This window comes from Lacinutrix algicola (assembly GCF_001418085.1).
GTDB classification, from domain to species: domain Bacteria; phylum Bacteroidota; class Bacteroidia; order Flavobacteriales; family Flavobacteriaceae; genus Lacinutrix; species Lacinutrix algicola.
This window is the reverse complement of sequence record NZ_LIQH01000035.1, coordinates 37714-59797: the sequence shown is the minus strand read 5'-3', so window position 1 is coordinate 59797 and position 22084 is coordinate 37714. Positions and strand designations below refer to the sequence as shown.

Sequence of the window (22084 nt, the reverse complement as noted above, 5' to 3'; positions counted from 1 at the left end):
GTGAAACATTATTATCTCAATTTAAAAAGTTTGCAAATATACTGCGAATTACTGAATTCTATTTTAATGTATTAAGATAGAAGTTTTCTTTCTCCCTCATTAATTTTGCGTCCTCGTCTGTTTTATCTTTGTAGCCACAGTAATGCAAAACACCATGAACTAAAACGCGATGTAATTCTTCTTCAAAAGTGTTCTCAAAATCTTTTGCATTATCCGCTACTCTTTCAGTTGAAATAAAAATATCACCATGTAATGTTTTTCCTACTGAGTAGTCAAAACTAATAACATCAGTTAAAGTATCGTGATCTAGGAAATCTACGTTAAGTTTGTGAAGATAATCATCGTCACAAAAAACATAATTAATCTCCTCTTCTTTACAGTTTTCTGTTACAATGACAGATGATATCCATTTAGAGATTTGAGTCTCGTTAGGCAGCTTAAAATCGTTTTCGTAGTTAAAACTAATCATTCTTTTGTTTAAAATATTCTTGTACTTTCTGTTTGTAAATTTGCTGCAAAGGTAATGCTTGCTTATTCAATATTTCTGTGGTGTTAAAATATTCTTTAGCTTTAGGAATTTGATTATTCGTATTATTTGAAAATTCGTTTTTATTTGTTTCAGATTTTCGCTTACTTTCTTGTCCTTGTTCAAAAGTTGCTTTTTCTAATTTCAAAAGCTGATGTTGTAAATTCATCATCTTAGAAAGTGTTTCGTTTGTGAAACCATTATTAATAAGATCCTCTTCTACATCTTCCATTTGCTTTATTAATTGCTTCGCTTCTGAAGGAGTTCCTTTTCCTAATTTTTCGTCTAAAGCTAACTTTTCTTCAAGTGCTTGACGAATCAATTGTTGCTGTTGGTAGATTTTATATAACTCACCATTTACATCTTCATTAAACCCGTCTTGTCCTTTTCCACCACTACCTTCGCCTTCGCCGTTACCTTCTCCTTTTCCGTCTTTGCCTTTTTTTCCTTTACCATCTTTTCCATTTTCACCATCTTCTCCTCCTTCTCCTTTATCTCCCGGCTTTTTTCCTTTACCAGGTTTATCACCAGACTTATCTCCTGGCTTGTCTCCTTCACCTTTATTAGTTTTACCGCTTTCTCCCTTTTTTGTTCCTTCTTCCATTTTTTTATTAAGCTCTTCTTGGCTCATAATAATATCTGGAAGTGGCATTCCACCTTCTCCTTGACCTTGCCCTGGAGATGGCATTGACATTGCATTTTGTAATTGATCTAAAGCATCACTTAAAAAATTAGCCAAATTATTAGCAGATGTTACTGTGTATTGTTGCGATGCGACTCCTTTATAGATATTATTCTCCGCCAATTCAGCCATTGCTTTATCTATATTGAAATAAACATCGGAAATTTCCTTATTGACTTCTTCAGAAATTTTTGGCTGTCTTAAAGCCATTGCAAATAAACTATCGTCTACATGTTCAAAATGTGTTCTTAAATTTTTTTGCTTTTTTAAATACGTTGCATATTCATTATGATTTATTTCTATGCTATTAAATTGTTTCATGAGCTTTTCTTCATCAAAAGAAAATAAAACTAAATTATCTAAAATTTGACGTAACATTTCAATATCCTCTTCTAATGCTTCTTTAGATGATTGTCCCATTTGGGCTTGCATTTTCATACTCATCTCATTCATTTTTTTAGCAGCGGCTTTTTGGTTTTTCTTAGCTTTAGCATTATCGCTTTTCTTTTCTTCTTCGCTAGAAGATTCTTCTTTATTCTCTAATGCTTCAGATGCCTTTTCTTGATCTTCTTTTACATTCTCTTCCTTATTCTCATCTCTCGGTAAATTAATAGGCTTCTTTAATTCCTTATTATCTTTCTCAAGCTCGTCTAATTGTTTTTGTATGTCTTCAAACTTTTTATTAAGCTCCTCTTGTTTTTCTTTGGTATTTTCTTTTGGGTCTTCGTTAGCTAACTTATTTTGTTCCTTAGCAAGCTTGTCTAACTCATTACCAATTTTTTCCATCTTTTTATTAACGTAATAACGTTTCGTTAATTCAAGCATTTGCTCAAGACTTCTTTTTTGGCTTTTCGCTTTTTTAGCTAGCTTTTCTAATTTTTCTGAAAATTCTTCTTTATTAATTTTATCTTTTAATTTCTCTAATTCTTCAATTAGCTTTTCATCTTCTTTAAGTTGCTCTTCGTTTTGTTTTAAGCGTTGTTTTAAATCTTCTTTAAATTGATCTTTTTCTTTATTTTCTTTTTGAAAATCCTCTAAATTCTTTTGAAGCTTTTTATTAAACTTCTGCATCATTTTATCCTGTTGTTTTTGACGCTTCATAAAATTCTCAAACTTCTTTTTATCATTAAAATTAAGTTCAGATTTTTCTTTTTGTGTTTTAGACAATTCTTCTAATTCTTTTTGTTGCTTTTCGAAATTGTCTAATGATTTATTTAAATCCTTAATGGTTTCATTTTGTTCCTTTAATTGTTTTTTCTCCTCTTCGTCTGCAGTTCTTTTCCTATAACTAAACACACTACTTTTTGTGCTTTTGTTTTTACTTACTGCGTCGTTATCGAAAATCTCGAAGTATAAATCGTAGCTTGTACCTTCAGTAATTTCTAAATTGTTAGGAAAAGCACTTATAAACTCGCTAAAATTAGATTTAGATATTGAAATAGGTTCTACCTTTTTATCCTTATCATTTCCGGTAGGATAATACACTAATTGTAATTTACTTAAACCATAATCGTCGCTAACTTTTCCGAAAAAATATAGAGATTGATTATCTAAAGAATCTACCTTAGATTGTAATTTTAGTTCTGGATATTCATCTCTAACTACCTGAATATTAAACGCTAAGTTTTCGTAATCTTTTAATTGTTTATTACTTGTTGCAATGCTATAATCTAAATTACTATACACTCTTTTTACAACAGAAAACTGACCATTTTCATTACTTTTAAACAGCGTAGTATCTTTAGCATAAAGCGTTGCATAATCTGTTGCTTTAGTTCTTAATTTCCAGGTAATACTCGTTCCTGTAGGTACCACAGCATTTCCTGTACTTTTTAATACTTCATCTCTTTTATTAGTATAATTTGGATAATTTAAAACCATATCGAAACCAAGTAACGTTGGTACTGGTGCAACTGATATTGTGTACGGTCTCGAGGCTACGTTATTAGCAGATAAATTAAAAGTGATATCGTTTTGAGGTTGTTCGAAAACATATTCGAAAGCACCTACTCCACGTTGTTGTAAATAATACGTTTCGTTATTAAAAGTAATTTGTGCGTTCTCTGGAACAACATCTCCTGCGGTTTTAACAATTAATCGGAATTCTTTATTCTCGACAGCCTGCATATCTTCATTTAAAATAAAAAATTGAAATGGTGCTGGTGGCTCGTAAGCTGTTTGATAATTTACAACACGCTCATAACTGTCGCTAAACCAATTTAATTTTCCAGAAATAGCTGTAACAAAAATAATAAGCAAAGGAATGGCTGCATATTTTAAATATTTAGCATTTTTTTTGAAGTTAATAGCAAATTTAAATGGAACTGGTGTTAGCTCGGAAGCTTTTTGATCGATACTTGCTAATAATAACTCAGAATCTGAATTTGTGTTTTTTAATTGAAGTACGTTAAGTAACTTATCGTTAACCTCCGGAAAGTGATTTCCTATTAATCGAGAAGCTTCTTCGAAATTAATTCCTTTTTTAAGCTTGAATAATTTAGCCAACGGAATGGCAATAAACTTAATAAACAATGCAATTTCCACGGCTACAAACAACCAAAATAAAACTGTTCTAGCTGTAGAACCTAACCAAAGAAAATGTTCTACTAATAATGTAATTAATAAATATAAAAGTCCAATACTAAAAAATAAAATCACACCTTTAATTAATTCATTAGTGTAATATTTTCTAATAAACTGGTTTAGTTTGGATTGTATATTTTGGAAATTACTCATTAATTTTCATTCTAATTTACAAAACAAGCATAAAAACCGCTTGTTTACAACTTATAAAACTACAATTTTATTATTCAATCTCTAATAATTATGTGTTAATTGTATCTTTGCGGTCAAGATCCTGAAACAAGTTCAGGATGATAATTTATAAGTAACTTAAACATTTTTGATGTTTAAGCGTTAATTTTCAACAAAACGATGTCTAAAAACGTTCGTGTGCGTTTCGCACCAAGTCCTACAGGACCTTTACATATTGGAGGAGTTAGAACTGCTCTTTTCAACTATTTATTTGCAAAAAAATACAACGGAACTTTTGTGTTACGTATTGAAGATACAGACCAAAACCGCTACGTAGAAGGTGCCGAAAAGTATATAATAGATTCTTTAAATTGGTGTAATATTCCTTTTGATGAAGGACCAAATAAGAATGAAAAATTTGGACCTTATAGACAAAGTGAACGTAAGCATTTATACAAGCAATATGCCGAGCAATTAATTGCTTCTGGTAATGCTTATTATGCTTTTGATACACCAGAAACATTAGACGCTAAAAGAAAAGAATACGAAGCTAACAAACAGACTTTTATTTATAATTGGCATAACCGTTTAGAGTTAATTAACTCTCTTTCGCTTACTGCTGAAGAAGTAAAAACAAAGCTTGATAATGGCGATGATTATGTTATTCGTTTTAAATCTCCTCAAGATGAAACATTACGTCTTAAAGATATAATTCGTGGTGATATTAAAATTGATACTAACGTTTTAGACGATAAAGTTTTGTTTAAAAGTGATGGTATGCCAACATATCATTTAGCAAATATTGTAGATGATCATTTAATGGAAATCTCTCATGTTATTCGTGGTGAAGAATGGTTACCTTCTTTAGCATTACACATGCAATTATACACTGCATTTGGTTGGGAAGCTCCAGAATTTGCACATTTACCATTAATTTTAAAGCCAACAGGAAAAGGAAAACTAAGTAAGCGTGATGGTGATAAATTAGGCTTTCCTGTATTTCCATTAGAATATACTTCTCCAGATGGAGACGTGTCTAAAGGTTATAAAGAAGAAGGGTATTTTGCAGATGCTGTAATTAATTTCTTAGCCTTTTTAGGATGGAATCCTGGAACAGAACAAGAGATTTTTAACTTAGATGAATTAGTTGAAGCTTTCGATTTAGACCGTGTAAATAAAGCAGGAGCACGTTTTGATCCAGACAAAATAAAATGGTTTAACCATCATTATATGCAAGAGCAAAGTGATGATGTATTAGCTGAAGCTTTTCAAAAAAATCATTCTGAATTAGCAACTATCGATCCTAGTTATATTGCAATGGTTGTTGGTTTAATTAAAGAACGTGCAACGTTTGTAAACGACTTTTGGGCTTTAAGCAGCTTCTTCTTTGTTGCTCCAGAAAACTACGACGAAAAAGCCTCTAAAAAGGCATTTAAAGATGAAACTAAAGACTTAATGACACAATTAGTGTCTATAATTTCTAATATTGAAGAGTTTGAGGTAGAAACGCTTCAAAAAGAAATTAAAGGTTGGATTACTGGAAACGAAATAGGTTTTGGAAAAGTAATGATGCCTTTACGTTTAGCTTTAGTTGGTGCTTTACAAGGACCAGAAGTTTTTGATATTATGTATATGATTGGTAAAACTGAAACTATAAAACGTATTGAGAAAATGATTACTGTTTTATAAAAACGGAAACATATTAAATAAAAAAAAGAGCTATAATAGCTCGCTTTTTTTATGTGTATTATTTAACGATTACTCTTTAATAAACTTTAATACTGTGTCAACACCATTAAATTTAATAAAGTAAGTTCCTGTTGCTAAATTTGAAACATCCATTGCGTTAGCTGTTGTATTTATTGTTTGATCTTTTACTTTTTGACCTAACATATTATAAACATCAACACTATAGTCTTCTTTTATATTTTTAAAAGTTAATACGCCTTTTGTAGGATTTGGAAATATTGAAATAGTATTTACAGCAAACTCATCTACACTTAAACTACAGGTGTAAGCAGGTAAATTATAACCTTGAGCTGTAAACCTATCTGTAATTGCTTGAATATCATCACATGTATAACCATGAGCTGCTCCCATATCTATAGCAGCTTGTCTTACAGCAATAGCAGCATTTTGCTGGTTTGTTCCGCTATTTGTCATTCCTAAACCTTCTAAAAAGGCTTTATCTGTTTTTTCACGACCAATATCTTCCCAAATTTCCATTAAAGTAGTTGCCCACATTTGTCCATCAGCATGAATTTGTCCAACTAGTCCACCTGGATATTGTGCACCATAAACTGTAGATCTTCCGTTCCAGCATGCATTATGGCCATCCCATCCAAAAACCCAGTTTCTAGCAGCATCGGTTGCAGACCATAATCCTAAACTTCTTTTATAAGAGTTAGCCCAATAATCTCCACTACCTTCACTTAAACCGTTTACTTGAGATAAACCACCATTCGTAATCCAATCGTGTAAACCGTGACCTAATTCGTGTAAAATTACATCGGCATCTTCACCATCATCTACACAACCTTCTCCAAAATTTAAAGTTCCACTAGTATAGTAAGAATTATCTGCTCCATTTGCGCCATGTGGATCAAAACGAATAACACCTCCGTTTTGAGATGGTGCTAATGTAATGCCTAAATCTACATTAATATAACGCATCGCTTTATCTGTATGGTAATATACATTTGCAGCCTCGAAACCATCTTCTTGTCGATTAAACTCAAAATTGCTTGTACTTTGAATAAACAAACCTTTGTTAGGTCCTGTTAACTCAGCTATTTCTGTGTAAGGTCCTTTTAATCTATAATTTCCTCCTGCAAATTCTATATCTAAAAGATTAACTGGAGTTCTTGCAGCGTCTAAAGCCGCATTAGTTGCATCATTTCCATCTACATATTGTCCGCCATAAGGACTTGTAGTTGCAGTTAAAGGATCTGTATCAAAAATCATAGCTGTTCCAGTTGCCATAAAGGAAGCTGAAGTATTATTTTTTTGAGTGTTTATTTCTTTGTCTTTTTTACCGTGACTATAATAAAAAGCAACATCTTTAGAACTTAAAACAGAACCATTTTGAGCATCTACCATAACTTCCCAAGCTCCAGATTTAGAGTAAGCATTTACTAAAACTCTACGTACTAATAGTGTTTGATTTTGATGCTTTATTATAAATATTTCGTTTTCTAAACTAACAACATCAGAAGCTAAAACATTTAAGTTTGTTAAAGCTGTTTCTTTTGCTTGATTTTCAGAAATACTAGGTATAGTCTTTATGCTTTCAATAGAATAATCATAAGAACTTTCTGAAAAAGAAACCCTTTTATTATTTGAAACATGAACAGTTATTTCAGCATTAAAAACCTTAACACCATTCATCAATTGATAAAAACGAAACGTTTCACCAGACAAACCAGCTCTACTAAATTGCATATCTAGCGTGTGACTATCTTGTATACTTAAATCGCTTTTATTGTCTTCTATCCAATTGCGAGCAATGGTTTCATTTTCGCTTTGCGCAAAAATTGTAGCATAGCATAAAACTGTAAATAAGGTAAAAAGTAGTTTTTGTTTCATTATTTTAAATTTAAGTATTTACTATAAATAATTAACTGCAAGATAGTTACAATTATTTAAAAAGTAATCATAACAGAAAAAGCCAACATAGACTGGTTACCTTTAAACTTCTTATCACTTCCTAATAAATCTAAATCATTATTAGAATTTAAAGCATTTAGTGTATTTAAAAAACCATAAATATATTGTGCTTTGAACTTAATTATACTAAATCCTGCGGTTAGACCTATTGCTCCATTTACATTAAAATTAGAAATATCTGTAATATCGTTAGCTGTTAAAGCATTGTAATTTGTAATTAAAAAATTCTCTTGTTGGTCGTCTTTTAACTCAAGATCGCTATTGTATTGTAACATTGGTCCAAAATCTAAAGTTAAATAGCTTCCAGCTAATTTAGCATGCCATAGAAAAGCTATTTGCGCCGTAAAAATCTTGTATTCCAATTCTTTTGCAGATAAATCTAAATTACTTGTGCGGCCAGAAATACCGATAGTATTCTCTGAAAGTTGCATACCATAACTTGCATTATACCATTTGTGTGGAAGATCTACAGTAGCACTCATACCTCCTATCCAACCATCGCCTTTAGTGGTTTCAAAATTATCTGTTATAATATCGAATTGCGTAACACCACCAAACAAACCAAAGCCGTTTTTTATGTCGTAATTTTTATGTTGGGCAAAACTTTTTGTAACGAAACATAGCATAAGTGCTACTAATAAGGAAAGTTGTATTCTTTTCATCTGAAATTTGGGTGTTTATGAGCAAATATAACTTAAATTAGTATTTCATTTTTATTAATCTTAAAAGCTAATAATTAGCTTTTTTAACCACTTAAAAAACTGTTATGGGAAAAATTATTCTTATTCCGATTATACTTTTCGGTCTTATCATTTTATTTTCTGGAATCTTTACTGTAAAACAACAAACTGCTGCCATTATAGAGCGTTTTGGTAAATTTAAAGCTATTCGTCAATCTGGATTACAATTTAAAATTCCGATTGTAGATAAAATTGCTGGACGTTTAAGTTTAAAAATTCAACAATTAGATGTTATTGTAGAAACTAAAACTAAAGATGATGTATTTGTACGTCTAAAAGTTTCTGTGCAATACAAAGTTATTAGAGATAAAGTTGAGGATGCTTTTTATAAATTAGATTATCCGCATGATCAAATTACTTCTTATGTATTTGATGTTGTACGTGCCGAAGTACCAAAAATGATACTTGATGATGTATTTTTACGTAAAGATGATGTTGCCATTGCAGTAAAATCTGAACTTAATGAAGCAATGTCTGACTATGGTTACGATATTATTAAAACCTTAGTTACAGATATCGATCCAGATGCGCAAGTAAAAGAAGCAATGAACCGTATTAATGCTGCTGATAGAGAAAAAACTGCTGCACAATACGAAGGTGATGCACAACGTATTTTAATTGTTGAAAAAGCAAAAGCTGAAGCAGAAAGTAAGCGTTTACAAGGACAAGGTATTGCAGACCAACGTCGTGAAATTGCTAGAGGTTTAGAAGAAAGTGTAGAAGTATTAAATAAAGTTGGTATTAACTCTCAAGAAGCATCTGCTTTAATTGTAGTAACACAACATTACGATACTTTACAAGCTATTGGTAGCGAAACAAATAGTAATCTAATTTTATTACCTAATTCGCCACAAGCAGGAAGTAATATGCTTAACGATATGGTTGCAAGTTTTGCAGCAAGTAATGAAATTGGTGAAGCTATGAAAGAAGCTAAACTTAATAAAAAGGCTAGTAAATAATAAAAATTGAATAGCCTTAATTAGAATAAAAAAACCTGAAGTATTTTACTTCAGGTTTTTTTTTGCTTTTTCTATTATCGTTTCTAAACTATTAAGGTAGTTCTCCAATTCTTTTTTTTCTACTTCCGGATTTTCAACATCTGGAATGGTTTGCGGAATCTCGTCAAGATGTTCGTAAACTTCCGGATATTTAGTTTCAATTTCTCTAGTTAATGTACTTATTTTAGTAAGAAGATTTCTATTTTCCATAATCTGTTTTCTGTCTAGATTAAAGTTATAAAAACTAATACGTAATAAGAATTTATTGTTGTTAATTAATACTTAAATATTTGTTTATCAGTATATTAAAAATACAAAATTTATTATTTAAAAGGATGTCGTTCTACCCATTTAGTTACTGGGTTTAAGTACTTAACAATTAATTTTAGCATAGAATTAGCAACAAAGTTAGTGTGCTTCATGTATATATGCATAGTCTCAGCTTTTGCACCAACAGAACTTTTAATTTCCATTGCTGTTCTAGCATAAACAATTTGCTCAAACTTATTTTCTATACCAAACTGTGCCATATCAAACAGCATATTTAAATACATTTGATGCTTTTGTTGGTACTTATGGTTATACCCTAAAAAATAAGTTTCTACTGTTTTATTATTAATAATTAAAGTGAAAAAACCCACAAGTTCTTCCTCAATAAAATAGCCAAAGACTTTAAAACTATCTTTTAGTTCTTCTTTTAACGTTATAAAATGATTCTGGTTTAATATAAAAGAATTTACACGTGCATTGTCTGATACATTTTTATAAAGCTGAAACATTTTAGATTCTGATGCATATAAATCTTCAATAGTTAATTCTCGTTTAACAATTTGTTTTCCTTTTTTTCTAGCCGATTTAAAACGATCTCTGTATTTTTTTGTAAACGCGGAAGTATAGTCTTCTAAAGTGTTCCAAGAATATGGAATATTAAAAACCATATTAGGCTGTACTTGTACTTTATAAAGTTTTTCGGAATTAAAAAAAGCTTGATTATTATGGATTGCATCGTCTTCAAAATAATCTTTAAAAGCTATTAGCCGTACTTTTTTATTCTGCTCTTGTTTTAAATTATATTTAATTATATCTATAACTACAGCTAATTGGTTTAGATATTCTTTATAACTTATTTCTTCAGCATTAAAATACAAACCATGCTGTCCTGTATGCATTATATTACCAATAACTAACGTATTACCTCTAACTATTTTAGATATTAACTGTTTTGCTTTTTGAGTTAAATACTTATCGTTATTATTTCTAAAAATATCTTCGAGATACATTTCTACGCGCTGTATTATAGCTATTGCAACGAGTTTTTCGGCTTTAAAAACACCAATATACTGTGATGTAATGTTTTTAGGCGAAGATTGCTCTAAAGCGCTTAAAAACGATGTTTTTAAAAACACATCATTATTAGGCAGAGCATTCCAGGAGTCTGGTAGCTCTTTAACTTTATTGTATATTTTAACTTGTAGTTTACCCATAAAAAAACTGATGGTAAATCCATCAGTCTCATTTAATATTTTATAAAATTACAATATTATACCCAACCGCAAACAATTGCTCCCATAATTGCTAAAGAAACAATCCAGTAACCTGAGTTTATAAAAATGTATTTCCAGCTTTTACGCTCAAACATTCCATTAATTGCAATTACAGGAAAGAATAAAAATACACCTGCTAAAACACCATGTAAAGCACCATGTCCAAAAGTTCTAAATTCGTTTTTAAACTCTTCCATAAAAGCTTTATAGTTTGCTGTTTCTCCTAATTCACCTTGTGCTAAACTATAAGCTCCCATTTGGTGAGTTGTTAATTGCTGTAAAAAGAAAGCTAAAACAAAAGATAATAATAAAGTAAGGCTAAAAATAATAGCCATATTACCACCTTTCATTTTTTCTGGTGTCATTGCTGCTTCTCGCATCCATGCGTTTCCAAAAGTTTTTGGGTTATACCACAAAAAACCAATTAAAATAGGTGTTATTGCCGCTACTAAGATTGCTAAAAAATTAAATTCCATAAATATTTATGTGTTCGTTAGTTATTTTAAAGATACAAAAAAGCCTCTAAATATTATTTAAAGGCTTTTATATGTGTAAGTTATAATTTAAGCTAATGCTTTAGCTTCTGTTACTAACAATTGATTTTTATCGTCTAAAGCTTTAGAAATAAAATCGTTTATCGCTTCGTTTTTTTCTAATCCGTTATCTAATAAAACTCCTAAACTTATCATAGTTATAATACGTGTACCAGCTTTTTTAACTGCAGTTCCAAATAGAGATTCTAAATCTTGGTAAGATACATTTTTAGCCAGTTCTTGTATTTCAGCTTTAGCTTTATCACGTTGCTCGTCTTGCATACGATCGTACTTTTTACCGTAAGATTTTATTTGATCTATTGCAGAACGCTTGTTTGGTTGTGGTTGTTTTTGTTGTGTATTCTCTGCTGTTTTAGGCTTTACTTTAGCCCAAGAATCTTTTAACCCAACTGTTTTATTGAATACTAATTTATTAGAAGTTGAATCGGTATCTACATTAAAATAACCTAAACGTTGAAATTGAAACTGCTCTCCTATTTTTGACTCAGCTAAACTTGGTTCTACAAAAGCTTCAATTGTTTTTAAAGACTTAGGATTAATAAACTCCATAAAATCTTTATCTGCATGACTATCTGGTGCTTCGTCTGTAAATAACCTATCGTATTCTCGAACTTCTGCCTTAATAGCATGTTTTATAGATACCCAATGTAATGTTCCTTTAACTTTCTTTTCGGTATCCTTGGAATAAGTACAGTGAATTTCGGTTACATTACCTTGAGCATCTTTTACAACACTATCTGCTTTAATAATGTAAGCGTTCTTCAATCTAACTTCTCCACCTAATTTTAATCTAAAAAATTGGCTGCTTGCTTCTTCTTTAAAATCTTCTTTCTCAATGTATAATTCGCGAGAAAAAGGTACTTTTCTAGAACCTGCAGTCTCATCTTCTTGATTATTTTCGGCTTCAAGCCATTCTTCTTTATCTTCAGGATAGTTAGTAATAATTACTTTTATAGGATCTAAAACAGCCATTACTCTGTCTGCTTTTTTGTTTAAATCTTCACGAATACAGAATTCTAAAAGAGATACATCTATTAAATTATCGCGTTTAGCAACACCAACAGTTTCTACAAACTTTCTAATAGATTGTGGCGTATAACCACGACGACGTAAACCAGAAATAGTAGGCATTCTTGGATCGTTCCATCCCGAAACTATACCTTCTTCTACTAGTTTAAGTAATTTACGTTTACTCATTATGGTATAAGTAAGATTTAAACGTGCAAATTCACGCTGTTTTGGTTGCATAGGATACTTCTCCTTTGCAAAAGCATGTACTTGCTCTTTAAACCAATCGTAAAGTTCTCTATGTGGTTTAAATTCTAACGAACATAATGAATGCGATACTTGTTCTATATAATCGCTTTCTCCATGTGTCCAATCGTACATTGGATAAATACACCAATCGCTTCCTGTACGGTGATGGTCTTTCTTTAAAACACGATACATAATAGGATCACGCATTAACATATTTACATGCTGCATGTCTATTTTTGCACGTAAAATATGTTCGCCTTCGTTACATTCTCCTGCTTTCATTTTAGCAAAAATGTCTAAATTTTCTTCAACAGTTCTATTTCTATAAGGTCCATTTACACCTGGTTGTGTTGGTGTTCCTTTTTGCTCTGCCATTGCTTCGCTAGATTGAGAATCTATATAAGCTTTTCCATCTTTAATAAGTAAAATTGCCCAATCATATAATTCTTGAAAATAGTCTGAAGAGTAACGCTCTTCTGCCCACTTATAACCTAACCAAGACACATCTTCTTTAATAGCATCTACATATTCCTGCTCTTCTTTTGCAGGATTTGTATCATCGAAACGTAGGTTTACAGGTGCGTTATATTTTTCACCTAAACCAAAACTAATACCAATAGCCTTTGTATGACCAATGTGTAAATAACCATTTGGTTCTGGTGGAAAACGAAAACGTAATTTATCTTGAGATAATCCGTTTGCTAAATCTTCTTCTATAATGTGCTCTAAAAAGTTGAGCGATTTTGTTTCTGTAGACATAATTTGTTCTTTATTTTATTGACTATTTGCTATAAAATCAACTTAAAATAGAATGTAAAATTAACAAAATTACGTAACATTTATTCAGTTTGTAATACTTATAGTTTAAATACTATTAAAACTAAATTCTACGCTATAAATTACAAATGTCCAAAATGTCTTAATACTAGTTGTGAAATAGACCGAATGCAAGCCACTGGAGGCTGTTTTCTAAACTTTTTAATATACAGAATAAGAGTTTTACAACTGTTACTTGTAAAAAATGTACATATACAGAGTTTTTTAAAACCAAAACCAGTAGAATTAGTAATATCTTTGACTTTTTTACAAACTAATATACTATAATGGGAATAATTAAAGTTGAAAATATCCGCGTTCACGCTAATCATGGCTGCTTAAAAGAAGAAACAGCTATAGGTTGCGATTACCGCGTAGATTTAAAAATAAAAGCAGATTTAGAAAAAAGTGCAAGTTCTGATGACTTAAGTGATACTGTAAATTACGTTTTTTTAAATAAAGTTGTAGCAGAAGAAATGGCTACTCCAAGTGCACTTTTAGAGCACGTTGCAAAGCGTATTTTAAGACGTATATTATCTGAAGCTAAACAAGTTAGTATAGCAACAGTTGCTGTAAGTAAAATTAATCCACCTATTGGCGGAGATGTTGAAATGGTAACTATTGAATTGACTGAGAAAAGAAAAAGTTAATCTATATAGTTTAGAACGGTAAATATTTTTATATTTGCTGTCCTAATTAGGGTGTCGTGGCCGAGTGGCTAGGCAGTGGTCTGCAACACCATCTACAGCGGTTCGAATCCGCTCGACACCTCAAAAAACCTTCAGTTAACGCTGGAGGTTTTTTTTATGCTTTAAATTTTAAGAAAATTATAGTATTATTTTTAGCAGTTCTAATCTGATAATTACATCAAAATAGTTAGTTGAAAAAGTAACTCTTTTATTATGTTTAATTTTTAGGAAATTATAGTCGCTTTTAATAAAATCAATTTACCTTAACGTAATACCTCAAGTACTTGTTAGTTATAGTATGATCAGCATTTGATGCATCTGAAACTAACTGAAAAAAGTAACGTTCGTTATTATAATCTACAATTCTAGCAGTACCAATAACATTGGTTTTAGAGTTGTTTTTAATTATGAAATCTATTCTGTCTAAATCGTTTGTAGCTGTATTGAGAGTTAATGGCGTTTTTACAACTAATGAACTTCCTGGATAGTTATTAATCAATTGATTTCTAAATGATTTCCATTGTTCTAGTTGTCCTAAATTTTTATCTATTTTTAATTTATTACAAATAAAATAATAACCTCTAGAGGTTGCTTTTATTGGTAATTCGCTGTCTTCGTTGTAAATAGTTAACCTAAATCTTTTAGGGAGTTTTAATTTTACTTTAGGATTTAAAACAATAATAGTATCTGTTTCCATTTTTCTAGAAAACTCTGCTTTACTATTACTTTTACTTAGGTAATTTATGGTTGGTACTTTGTTTCTTTTATTTCTAGCTCTTTCTAATTCTTTAAGATAATCATGTTCGTATTGCGAAGGTTTAGGACTACTATTATCTAAAGTCGAAACAGTACGCGCAATTTTAAAAAGAAAGATAGCAACTGTTAATACAATAGAACCACCAATCCAGAATGGACTTTTACTCTTTACTTCTCTCCTATTTTGTTTAATATAGGGCTGATCTTGTCTTTTAGGCTCTGTAGCAGCTTTAAAAGTAGCTTTAGGCTTTCCTTTTACGAAGTCTTTACAAGTGTATTTAAAATTAGGTTTCTGATTTGTTAATCCGCAGAGTGTCCCAAAACGATCGTCTACTTTTTTATTAATGCATTTATTACAATATTTAAGTCTGACTTGTTCTTGAGATTCCATTAAATTAAGATTTTTTTAATGGGTTTGTTCTTCAATTTTTTCGAAAATTTCTTGAGGATTTAATTTATCCTTTGGAAGAAAACCTTTAATAATAAGTACTGTTCCACAAACTACTAAAATAAGACCAAGAAAGCGTTTAACCTTAATAATAGCTTTAGGTGTAAGTTTATTTTTTAATTGCTTTGCTAACAAAATTTTAAAAATATCTGTTACAAAATATGCAGTAATCATGGCACCAAAAAAGACAACAAATCTATTAGTATCATTTTCTAAACTAGGTCCAACAACTATAATAATACCTAACCAAAAAACTAATACTCCAACATTAATAAAGTTTAAGAAAAAACCTTTAATAAATAGTTTAATATAGTTTGTTTTAGGAATCACTATTTTCATAGTTTCTATAGCTTCCTTTTTAGGTTTTTTAAAATAAATAATAAAACCATAAATAGCCAAAATAGTACCTCCAAATACATAAAGACCTGGTTGATTGCTTAAGTTTTCTAATAATTGAAAACTTGAAAAATAAGCAATTGCAATAAATAATATATCTGCTACAATAACACCTAAATCGAATGCTAATGCTGCTCTAAAACCTTTTATTACGCTGGTTTCTAAAAGCACAAAAAACACAGGACCAATCATAAAAGCTAAAAAAAAGCCTAATGGTATTGCTGCCTGAATATCTTCTATCATAAAAAAAATTAATTCTTGTTACTACAAAGTAAAGAAATTATGCGGTTAAAGTAAAGAATTAACTGTTATTAGTGTTTTAGAGATAAATTTATAAAAAAAAAGCTTCAGATAAAACTGAAGCTTTTTTTAGTAATAAAGTATTTAAACTCTAATTTTTTATTTTTATTTTACCACCAAACGTGTGTTTTTTCTTTACGTTTTTGGGGTTTCCGTAGATATAAATATCTCCTCCTGCAGTTACTTTAGCATCTACATTTTCGCTAGAATTTACATCTGCTTCTCCTCCAGCACTTACTTTAACTCTAGTACTTTCTGTAATAAACTCTTTACCTTGGTAAATACCACCAGTATTAATGGTAATCTCTTGAGATTTAGCTTTTCCTTTGGTTTCTATAATACCTCCAGAAACAGCTCTAACTTCAACATTTTTTACATCTAATCCTATTCTAAGTATTGCTCCTTCTTGTGCGCGAAGTTCAATTTTATCTTGTACTATTAATTCGTTTCCAAAAATTTTAGCACCTTCATTGCCATCTATAACTTCTATATTTTTATAATGTACTGCAACAAATGTCTTGGTACCATCAAACGTACGTTCTAATTTCATACGTACTTTTAAAATGCCGTTTTTATTTATTAATTCTACATCATCTGCATCTTCACCAGATACAATAACTTTGTTTTCTTCAGATTTAACTAAACTAATATGGATTAAATCGTAAACTTTAACCGTTGTAAAATCTCCTACACCTATCTCTTTAGGATTTTGAGAAAAGACAGAAATTGTTATAAAAAGAAATAATACCGATGCAAATTTTTTCATTGTAAATAGTGTTTCTTTAAAGAGTATTAAAAACTAAAAGTGTTACACTTTTATAAAATTATTTTTCTGAAACTACGTGTACAGCTGTTCCAGTAACAGATACCATAGTCATTGCTAAATTAGGATTTGTTTCTAAATCTAGCGTTATACCCACAACAGCATTTGCATTTAATTTTGCTGCATTATCACTTAATTTTTGAAATGCTTGCTCTTGAGCTTCGTTCATTGTTACTTCTACAGATTCGTAGTATTTATCCATTTTAAAGCTAAACGATGCTTTTCTAACATTTACGCTTACACCTGTAACGATGCCTTTATATTCAATTATTCTAAATCCTTCTATTGAGTTTGTTGTTGTTAAAACCATAATTATTGTTTTTTATTAGTTGACTGTTTTATCAAAATGTTACAGTATTTATTATTTAACTACATAAGAATTTAAATAAAAAAAAGTATCGAGAAGCTAATATATTATTAAATAGCTTTTCGATACAATTCTCTTTTATATAATCACCCGAAGTGATAAATTATTAAGCTTTTGGCTTACCAATTAATTCGAAATCTAAATGACGTTTTACTAAATCTGCATTTTTAACTTTTACAATAACCTCGTCTCCAAGTTGATACATGGTTTTAGTTTTCTTACCAATTAATGCAAACTGCTCTTTATCGAACTCATAATAATCACCTTTAATATCCCTGGTTCTTACCATTCCTTCACATTTATTTGATACAATCTCCACATAAATTCCCCAATCTGTAACACCAGAAATTACACCTACAAATTCTTCATCTTGATGATCTTGCATGAATCTAATTTGCATGTATTTAATAGAATCTCTTTCGGCTTTTGTTGCCAAATATTCCATATTACTTGAGTGTTTACAACGCTCTTGGTAAATTTCTGCATTAGCAGTTTTTTCACCGTCTAAATAACGTTGTAATAATCTGTGTGCCATAACATCTGGATAACGACGAATTGGCGATGTAAAGTGACTGTAATAATCGAAAGCTAAACCGTAATGACCAATGTTTTTGGTAGTATACTCTGCTTTAGACATGGTTCTAATAGCTAAAGTATCTACTAAATTTTGTTCTTTTTTACCTTGAACATCATTTAATAATTGATTTAAAGAGGCTGCTATACCATCTTTACTATTAAAGTTAAGCTTATGTCCAAATTTAGAAACAACGCCTTGTAAGGCCATTAATTTGCTTTCATCTGGCTCGTCATGCACTCTATAAACAAAAGTTTTCTCTGGTTTTTGTTTTCCAACAAATTCTGAAACCTTTCTATTTGCTAACAACATAAACTCTTCAATAAGTTTATTAGCATCTTTACTTGTTTTAAAGAATACGCCTACTGGATTTGATTCTTCATCTAAATTAAATTTCACTTCAACTTTATCAAAAGAAATAGCACCATCACGCATACGTTTACCACGCATAATTTTTGCTAGTTCGTCCATTTTTAAAACAGCATCTGCAATAGCTTGATCTGTTTTATATTCTTTTCCTGTTAAAGAAACTTCGGCAGGAATGGTATTATTTTTATTTTCAATAATGGCTTGTGCTTCTTCGTATGCAAAACGTGCATCAGAATATGTTACCGTTCTACCAAACCATTCGTTTTTAATTTCGGCTTTATTATTTAATTCAAAAACAGCAGAAAACGTATATTTTTCTTCATGTGGACGTAATGAACATGCACCATTAGAAAGTATTTCTGGTAACATTGGTACTACTCTATCTACTAAATATACAGAGGTTGCACGCTCGTAAGCTTCATCGTCTAATACTGTTCCTTCTTGTAAATAATGTGAAACATCTGCAATATGAATTCCTATTTCGTAATTACCATTTTCTAAAACGGTAAACGATAAAGCATCATCAAAATCTTTAGCATCTTTAGGATCTATAGTAAAAGTTAAATCCTTTCGCATATCTCTACGCTTCGCTATTTCTTCTGGCTTAATGTTTAAATCTATATTATTTGCGAAGTCTTCAACTTCTTTTGGAAATTCGTAAGGCAAACCGTAATCTGCTAAAATGGCATGAATTTCGGTATTGTGTTCTCCTGCTTTTCCTAAAACTTTAAGCACTTTTCCGTTTGGAGAATCGGCTTTTTCTGGCCATTCTTCCATAGAAACCAATACTTTATCACCATCTTCAGCATTCATAGTTTTATTGATTGGTACAAAAATGTCTGTTTTCATTTTGTTACCATCGACCACTACAAAAGCAAAATTCTTTTTAGCATGTACTTGAATAATACCTACATATTCAGTTTTAGCACGCTTAATAATTTTAGTTATTTCGCCCTCTAGTTTACCTTGTTTTCTACGCTTGTAAACATAAAGTTCTACTTCGTCACCATTTAATGCTTTATTAACATTGTTAGATGCTATGTAAATATCGTCTTCAAAATCATCGCAAATAACGTAACCGTTACCACGTTGAGCAGCATCAAAAATACCTGTATGGTATTCTGTACTATTTGCTATTTGAAATTTTCCACGATCTACTTCTTTAATCTCTTCTTTAGCTTTAAGTTGTGCTAATTTTTTTATAATCTGGTTACGACTACTAGCATCGTTAACATCTAGTATAGCACCAATTTGTTTATAGTTGAAAGATTTATTTCTATCTTTTTTTAAAATACTAAGAATTGTATTTGTAAGGTTGGAAATCTTGTTATGTGAAGGTTTCCTGTGTTTCTTTTTTGTCATTTAATTTGTAATCTATTGAATCTCTGAGTTAAATGAGATTCTGTTATTGAAAACTTAATTGATGGAGAAGATATGCTTTCTCGATATCTCGAGAAGAACAATTTATAAAGCTCTTTTATTTTCAATAAAAAGTGTCTTTTTTAATTAAGCTTATACAAATTTACGTTTTTTATATTAAATCGAAGTTTCTTTAATATTAAGTTAACGTAAAAACATATTAGATTAAGTGTTTACAATAGAACTCTTATTAGTTTTTATTCTATAAATATAAATTTAATAAAACAGAATACATTTTAATTTATTCAAAGAAGTTAAAGTAACTCTACTATTTTAAGTTTAAAGAAGAATTGAAATCAAACTCAATTTTAGAGTTATACACATATATACTATATATTACTTTTCTTTCTTTAAAATTTTAAAAAAAAATAATGATTATGATAGCTTGTTAATAGCGGTATAACTTTTTAGTGATTTCATTGTGTAGGTTACTTTTATGTTAATACTAACACTTTATTAACTGTTTAATGTGTTGATTTTAATAGAATTTAATAGGGTTATTAACAACTGTTAATAACCTATGTTCACATCGTATTTTTAATAAGTATTTTATTTTTTTCTGTTTGTATGTGTATTTTTTTTAATGATAAATAACCCAAAGAAAACTGCTAACTTTTTTGGTAGTCTAGTTTAAGTTTTGGTTTGGAAAATAAACTGGATATTCCTAATAAAAGTTTTAAAAAACAATGATAAGATATTAACAAGTAATCATTATTAAAAGGTGAAGTTGTTAACAGTCATTTCTATTTAATAATGAAAACAACTTTAATTGATAGTTTTAATACTTCTAAAACATAAGTAACATTAAGATTTATAATAAGTTAATCCTTAATTTTTACTGTTTTTAACAAAAATAAAACTTTTACATAAGTTCATTAATATTACTTATTAATAGTTGCAAGCAATTATTAACTTTACACCTTTAATACACACACAACTCTATTTCTATATAACTATAGAAACTTAAAAAAACTACTATGACAATTTCAATTGGAAACGATCACGCCGGAACAGATTACAAATTTGCCATTATTAAACATTTAGAAGCTAAAGGAATTACAGTAACAAATCATGGAACAGATGCTAGCGATAGTGTAGATTATCCAGATTTTGTACATCCTGTTGCTAACGATGTAGAAGATAAAAAAGCTACTTTTGGTATCCTTATATGTGGTAGTGCAAATGGTGTAGCCATGACTGCTAATAAACACCAAGGCATTCGTGCAGGAATTTGCTGGACTAATGAAATTACAGCATTAACAAGACAGCATAATAATGCAAATATTATTTGTATTCCAGCACGATATACAGCCGTACAACAAGCAATTGCTATGGTCGATACTTTTTTAGAAACAGAATTTGAAGGCGGAAGACACCAAAACCGTGTAGATAAAATACCTTGTTAATTGGCACACAATCACACACATAACCACACGCACGATCACAACGATTTAAAAGGAAGAAATTTATTAATCTCTATCCTTTTAAATATAGTCATTACTGTTGCGCAAGTTATTGGTGGATTATTGTCTGGAAGTTTAGCTTTATTAAGTGATGCATTACATAATTTTAGCGATGTTATATCTTTAATTGTTAGTTATATAGCCGAAAAACTCTCTAAACGAAAAGCCTCTTTACATAAAACCTTTGGTTATAAACGTGCAGAAATATTAGCTGCTTTTATTAATGCATCTACTTTAATAATTGTAGCTATTTTATTAATTATAGAAGCAATTAAACGTTTTCAAAATCCACAAGAAATAGAAAGTGATTTGGTAATTTGGCTTTCTTTTATTGCTATTTTAGGTAATGGATTTAGTGTTTTATTACTTAAAAAAGATAGTAAATCTAACATGAATATGCGAAGTGCATATTTACACTTACTCACCGATATGATGGCTAGTGTAGCTGTTTTAATTGGTGGATTGTTAATGAAATTTTATCAACTGTTTTGGGTAGACAGTGCACTTACTTTTATAATTGCTGTATACCTTATATATATGGGATTCGATTTATTAAAAGAATCTACCAAAGTACTTATGTTATTTACGCCAGACTCCATACCAATTGATGAAATTGTTAAGGAAATTAATGCAATAGATGATATAAGTAATGTACATCACATACATGTTTGGCAATTAAATGAAGATGAAACTCATTTTGAAGCTCACGTAGATTTTGAAAAAAATATAACCTTAACAGAATTTGATGTTATTCTTTCTAAAATTGAAGTACTACTGTTTCATAAATTTGAAATCAATCATATTAATATTCAACCAGAATTTGGAAAAGATGATGTTAAGGATGTGATAGTACAAGATTAATAAATCACTTTTTTAAAAAAAGGATCTCATTAAAGAAACATTATTGTGAAGCGTATTTTATCGATATGATAACCTTAATAAC

The 22084-nt window shown here is 29.9% G+C and carries 19 protein-coding genes and 1 tRNA gene; 7 read left to right on the top strand and 13 right to left on the bottom strand.

What is annotated here, in order from left to right:
• Nucleotides 1–58 precede the first annotated feature (58 nt).
• A complete protein-coding gene (gene ybeY, locus ASC41_RS08385) occupies nucleotides 59–469 on the bottom strand; it encodes an rRNA maturation RNase YbeY (RefSeq protein WP_055436193.1) in 411 nt (136 codons plus the stop codon).
• Nucleotides 462–3944, bottom strand: coding sequence for a DUF4175 family protein (locus ASC41_RS08380; protein ID WP_055436192.1), 3483 nt, complete (start codon nucleotides 3942–3944; stop codon nucleotides 462–464). Before ASC41_RS08380 ends, ybeY begins: the two co-directional genes overlap by 8 nt.
• Before the next feature lie 198 nt (nucleotides 3945–4142).
• On the opposite strand from ASC41_RS08380, the gene gltX reads away from it, so the two are divergent.
• On the top strand, nucleotides 4143–5651 hold the full coding sequence (gene gltX, locus ASC41_RS08375; protein ID WP_055436191.1) for a glutamate--tRNA ligase: 1509 nt from the start codon (nucleotides 4143–4145) through the stop codon (nucleotides 5649–5651).
• Between the two features lie 69 nt (nucleotides 5652–5720).
• On the opposite strand, the gene ASC41_RS08370 is transcribed toward gltX, so the two are convergent.
• On the bottom strand, nucleotides 5721–7547 hold the full coding sequence (locus ASC41_RS08370) for a T9SS type A sorting domain-containing protein (protein WP_055436190.1): 1827 nt from the start codon (nucleotides 7545–7547) through the stop codon (nucleotides 5721–5723).
• Nucleotides 7548–7603: 56 nt separating this feature from the next.
• Nucleotides 7604–8290, bottom strand: coding sequence for a hypothetical protein (locus ASC41_RS08365; RefSeq protein ID WP_055436189.1), 687 nt, complete (start codon nucleotides 8288–8290; stop codon nucleotides 7604–7606).
• Between the two features lie 104 nt (nucleotides 8291–8394).
• Between ASC41_RS08365 and ASC41_RS08360 the strand changes: the two genes are divergently transcribed.
• Nucleotides 8395–9327 (top strand): SPFH domain-containing protein, encoded by a 933-nt coding sequence (locus tag ASC41_RS08360; protein ID WP_055436188.1) that lies wholly within the window; start codon nucleotides 8395–8397, stop codon nucleotides 9325–9327.
• Nucleotides 9328–9372: 45 nt separating this feature from the next.
• Here ASC41_RS08360 and ASC41_RS08355 read toward each other — a convergent pair whose 3' ends face one another.
• From ASC41_RS08355 to ASC41_RS08340, 4 genes are all read right to left on the bottom strand, one after another.
• Entirely contained in the window at nucleotides 9373–9576 is a 204-nt protein-coding gene (locus ASC41_RS08355; RefSeq protein ID WP_055436187.1) for a hypothetical protein, read from the bottom strand.
• A gap of 113 nt (nucleotides 9577–9689) precedes the next feature.
• A complete protein-coding gene (locus ASC41_RS08350; RefSeq protein WP_055436186.1) occupies nucleotides 9690–10850 on the bottom strand; it encodes a GNAT family N-acetyltransferase in 1161 nt (386 codons plus the stop codon).
• Between the two features lie 56 nt (nucleotides 10851–10906).
• Complete coding sequence (locus ASC41_RS08345) at nucleotides 10907–11386, bottom strand: DUF1761 domain-containing protein (protein ID WP_055436185.1); 480 nt, start codon at nucleotides 11384–11386, stop codon at nucleotides 10907–10909.
• A gap of 87 nt (nucleotides 11387–11473) precedes the next feature.
• The gene (locus ASC41_RS08340; RefSeq protein WP_055436184.1) at nucleotides 11474–13480 is read right to left on the bottom strand and encodes a glutamine--tRNA ligase/YqeY domain fusion protein; all 2007 of its coding nucleotides are present in this window, start codon (nucleotides 13478–13480) and stop codon (nucleotides 11474–11476) included.
• 203 nt (nucleotides 13481–13683) lie between these two features.
• On the opposite strand from ASC41_RS08340, the gene ASC41_RS16610 reads away from it, so the two are divergent.
• From ASC41_RS16610 to ASC41_RS08330, 3 genes are all read left to right on the top strand, one after another.
• Nucleotides 13684–13815, top strand: coding sequence for a zinc ribbon domain-containing protein (locus ASC41_RS16610; RefSeq protein ID WP_338034471.1), 132 nt, complete (start codon nucleotides 13684–13686; stop codon nucleotides 13813–13815).
• A gap of 9 nt (nucleotides 13816–13824) precedes the next feature.
• Nucleotides 13825–14187 carry a dihydroneopterin aldolase gene (folB, locus tag ASC41_RS08335; protein WP_055436183.1) on the top strand — a complete coding sequence of 121 codons (363 nt, stop codon included), beginning with the start codon at nucleotides 13825–13827 and terminating at the stop codon, nucleotides 14185–14187.
• A gap of 50 nt (nucleotides 14188–14237) precedes the next feature.
• A tRNA-Cys gene (locus ASC41_RS08330) sits at nucleotides 14238–14308 on the top strand.
• A 171-nt stretch (nucleotides 14309–14479) separates the two neighbouring features.
• Here the strand turns inward: ASC41_RS08330 and ASC41_RS08325 are convergent.
• From ASC41_RS08325 to rnr, 5 genes are all read right to left on the bottom strand, one after another.
• Complete coding sequence (locus ASC41_RS08325) at nucleotides 14480–15373, bottom strand: hypothetical protein (protein WP_055436182.1); 894 nt, start codon at nucleotides 15371–15373, stop codon at nucleotides 14480–14482.
• A gap of 15 nt (nucleotides 15374–15388) precedes the next feature.
• The gene (locus ASC41_RS08320) at nucleotides 15389–16069 is read right to left on the bottom strand and encodes a LysE family translocator (RefSeq protein ID WP_055436181.1); all 681 of its coding nucleotides are present in this window, start codon (nucleotides 16067–16069) and stop codon (nucleotides 15389–15391) included.
• Nucleotides 16070–16217: 148 nt separating this feature from the next.
• On the bottom strand, nucleotides 16218–16892 hold the full coding sequence (locus ASC41_RS08315; RefSeq protein ID WP_055436180.1) for a head GIN domain-containing protein: 675 nt from the start codon (nucleotides 16890–16892) through the stop codon (nucleotides 16218–16220).
• A 58-nt stretch (nucleotides 16893–16950) separates the two neighbouring features.
• Complete coding sequence (locus ASC41_RS08310; protein ID WP_055436179.1) at nucleotides 16951–17259, bottom strand: YbjQ family protein; 309 nt, start codon at nucleotides 17257–17259, stop codon at nucleotides 16951–16953.
• A gap of 163 nt (nucleotides 17260–17422) precedes the next feature.
• The gene (rnr, locus tag ASC41_RS08305) at nucleotides 17423–19621 is read right to left on the bottom strand and encodes a ribonuclease R (RefSeq protein ID WP_055436178.1); all 2199 of its coding nucleotides are present in this window, start codon (nucleotides 19619–19621) and stop codon (nucleotides 17423–17425) included.
• A 1034-nt stretch (nucleotides 19622–20655) separates the two neighbouring features.
• Here rnr and rpiB point away from each other — a divergent pair.
• Both rpiB and ASC41_RS08295 read left to right on the top strand, forming a co-directional pair.
• Nucleotides 20656–21084 carry a ribose 5-phosphate isomerase B gene (gene rpiB / locus ASC41_RS08300; RefSeq protein ID WP_055436177.1) on the top strand — a complete coding sequence of 143 codons (429 nt, stop codon included), beginning with the start codon at nucleotides 20656–20658 and terminating at the stop codon, nucleotides 21082–21084.
• Nucleotides 21085–22002 carry a cation diffusion facilitator family transporter gene (locus ASC41_RS08295; RefSeq protein ID WP_055436176.1) on the top strand — a complete coding sequence of 306 codons (918 nt, stop codon included), beginning with the start codon at nucleotides 21085–21087 and terminating at the stop codon, nucleotides 22000–22002.
• Nucleotides 22003–22084: the final 82 nt, after the last annotated feature.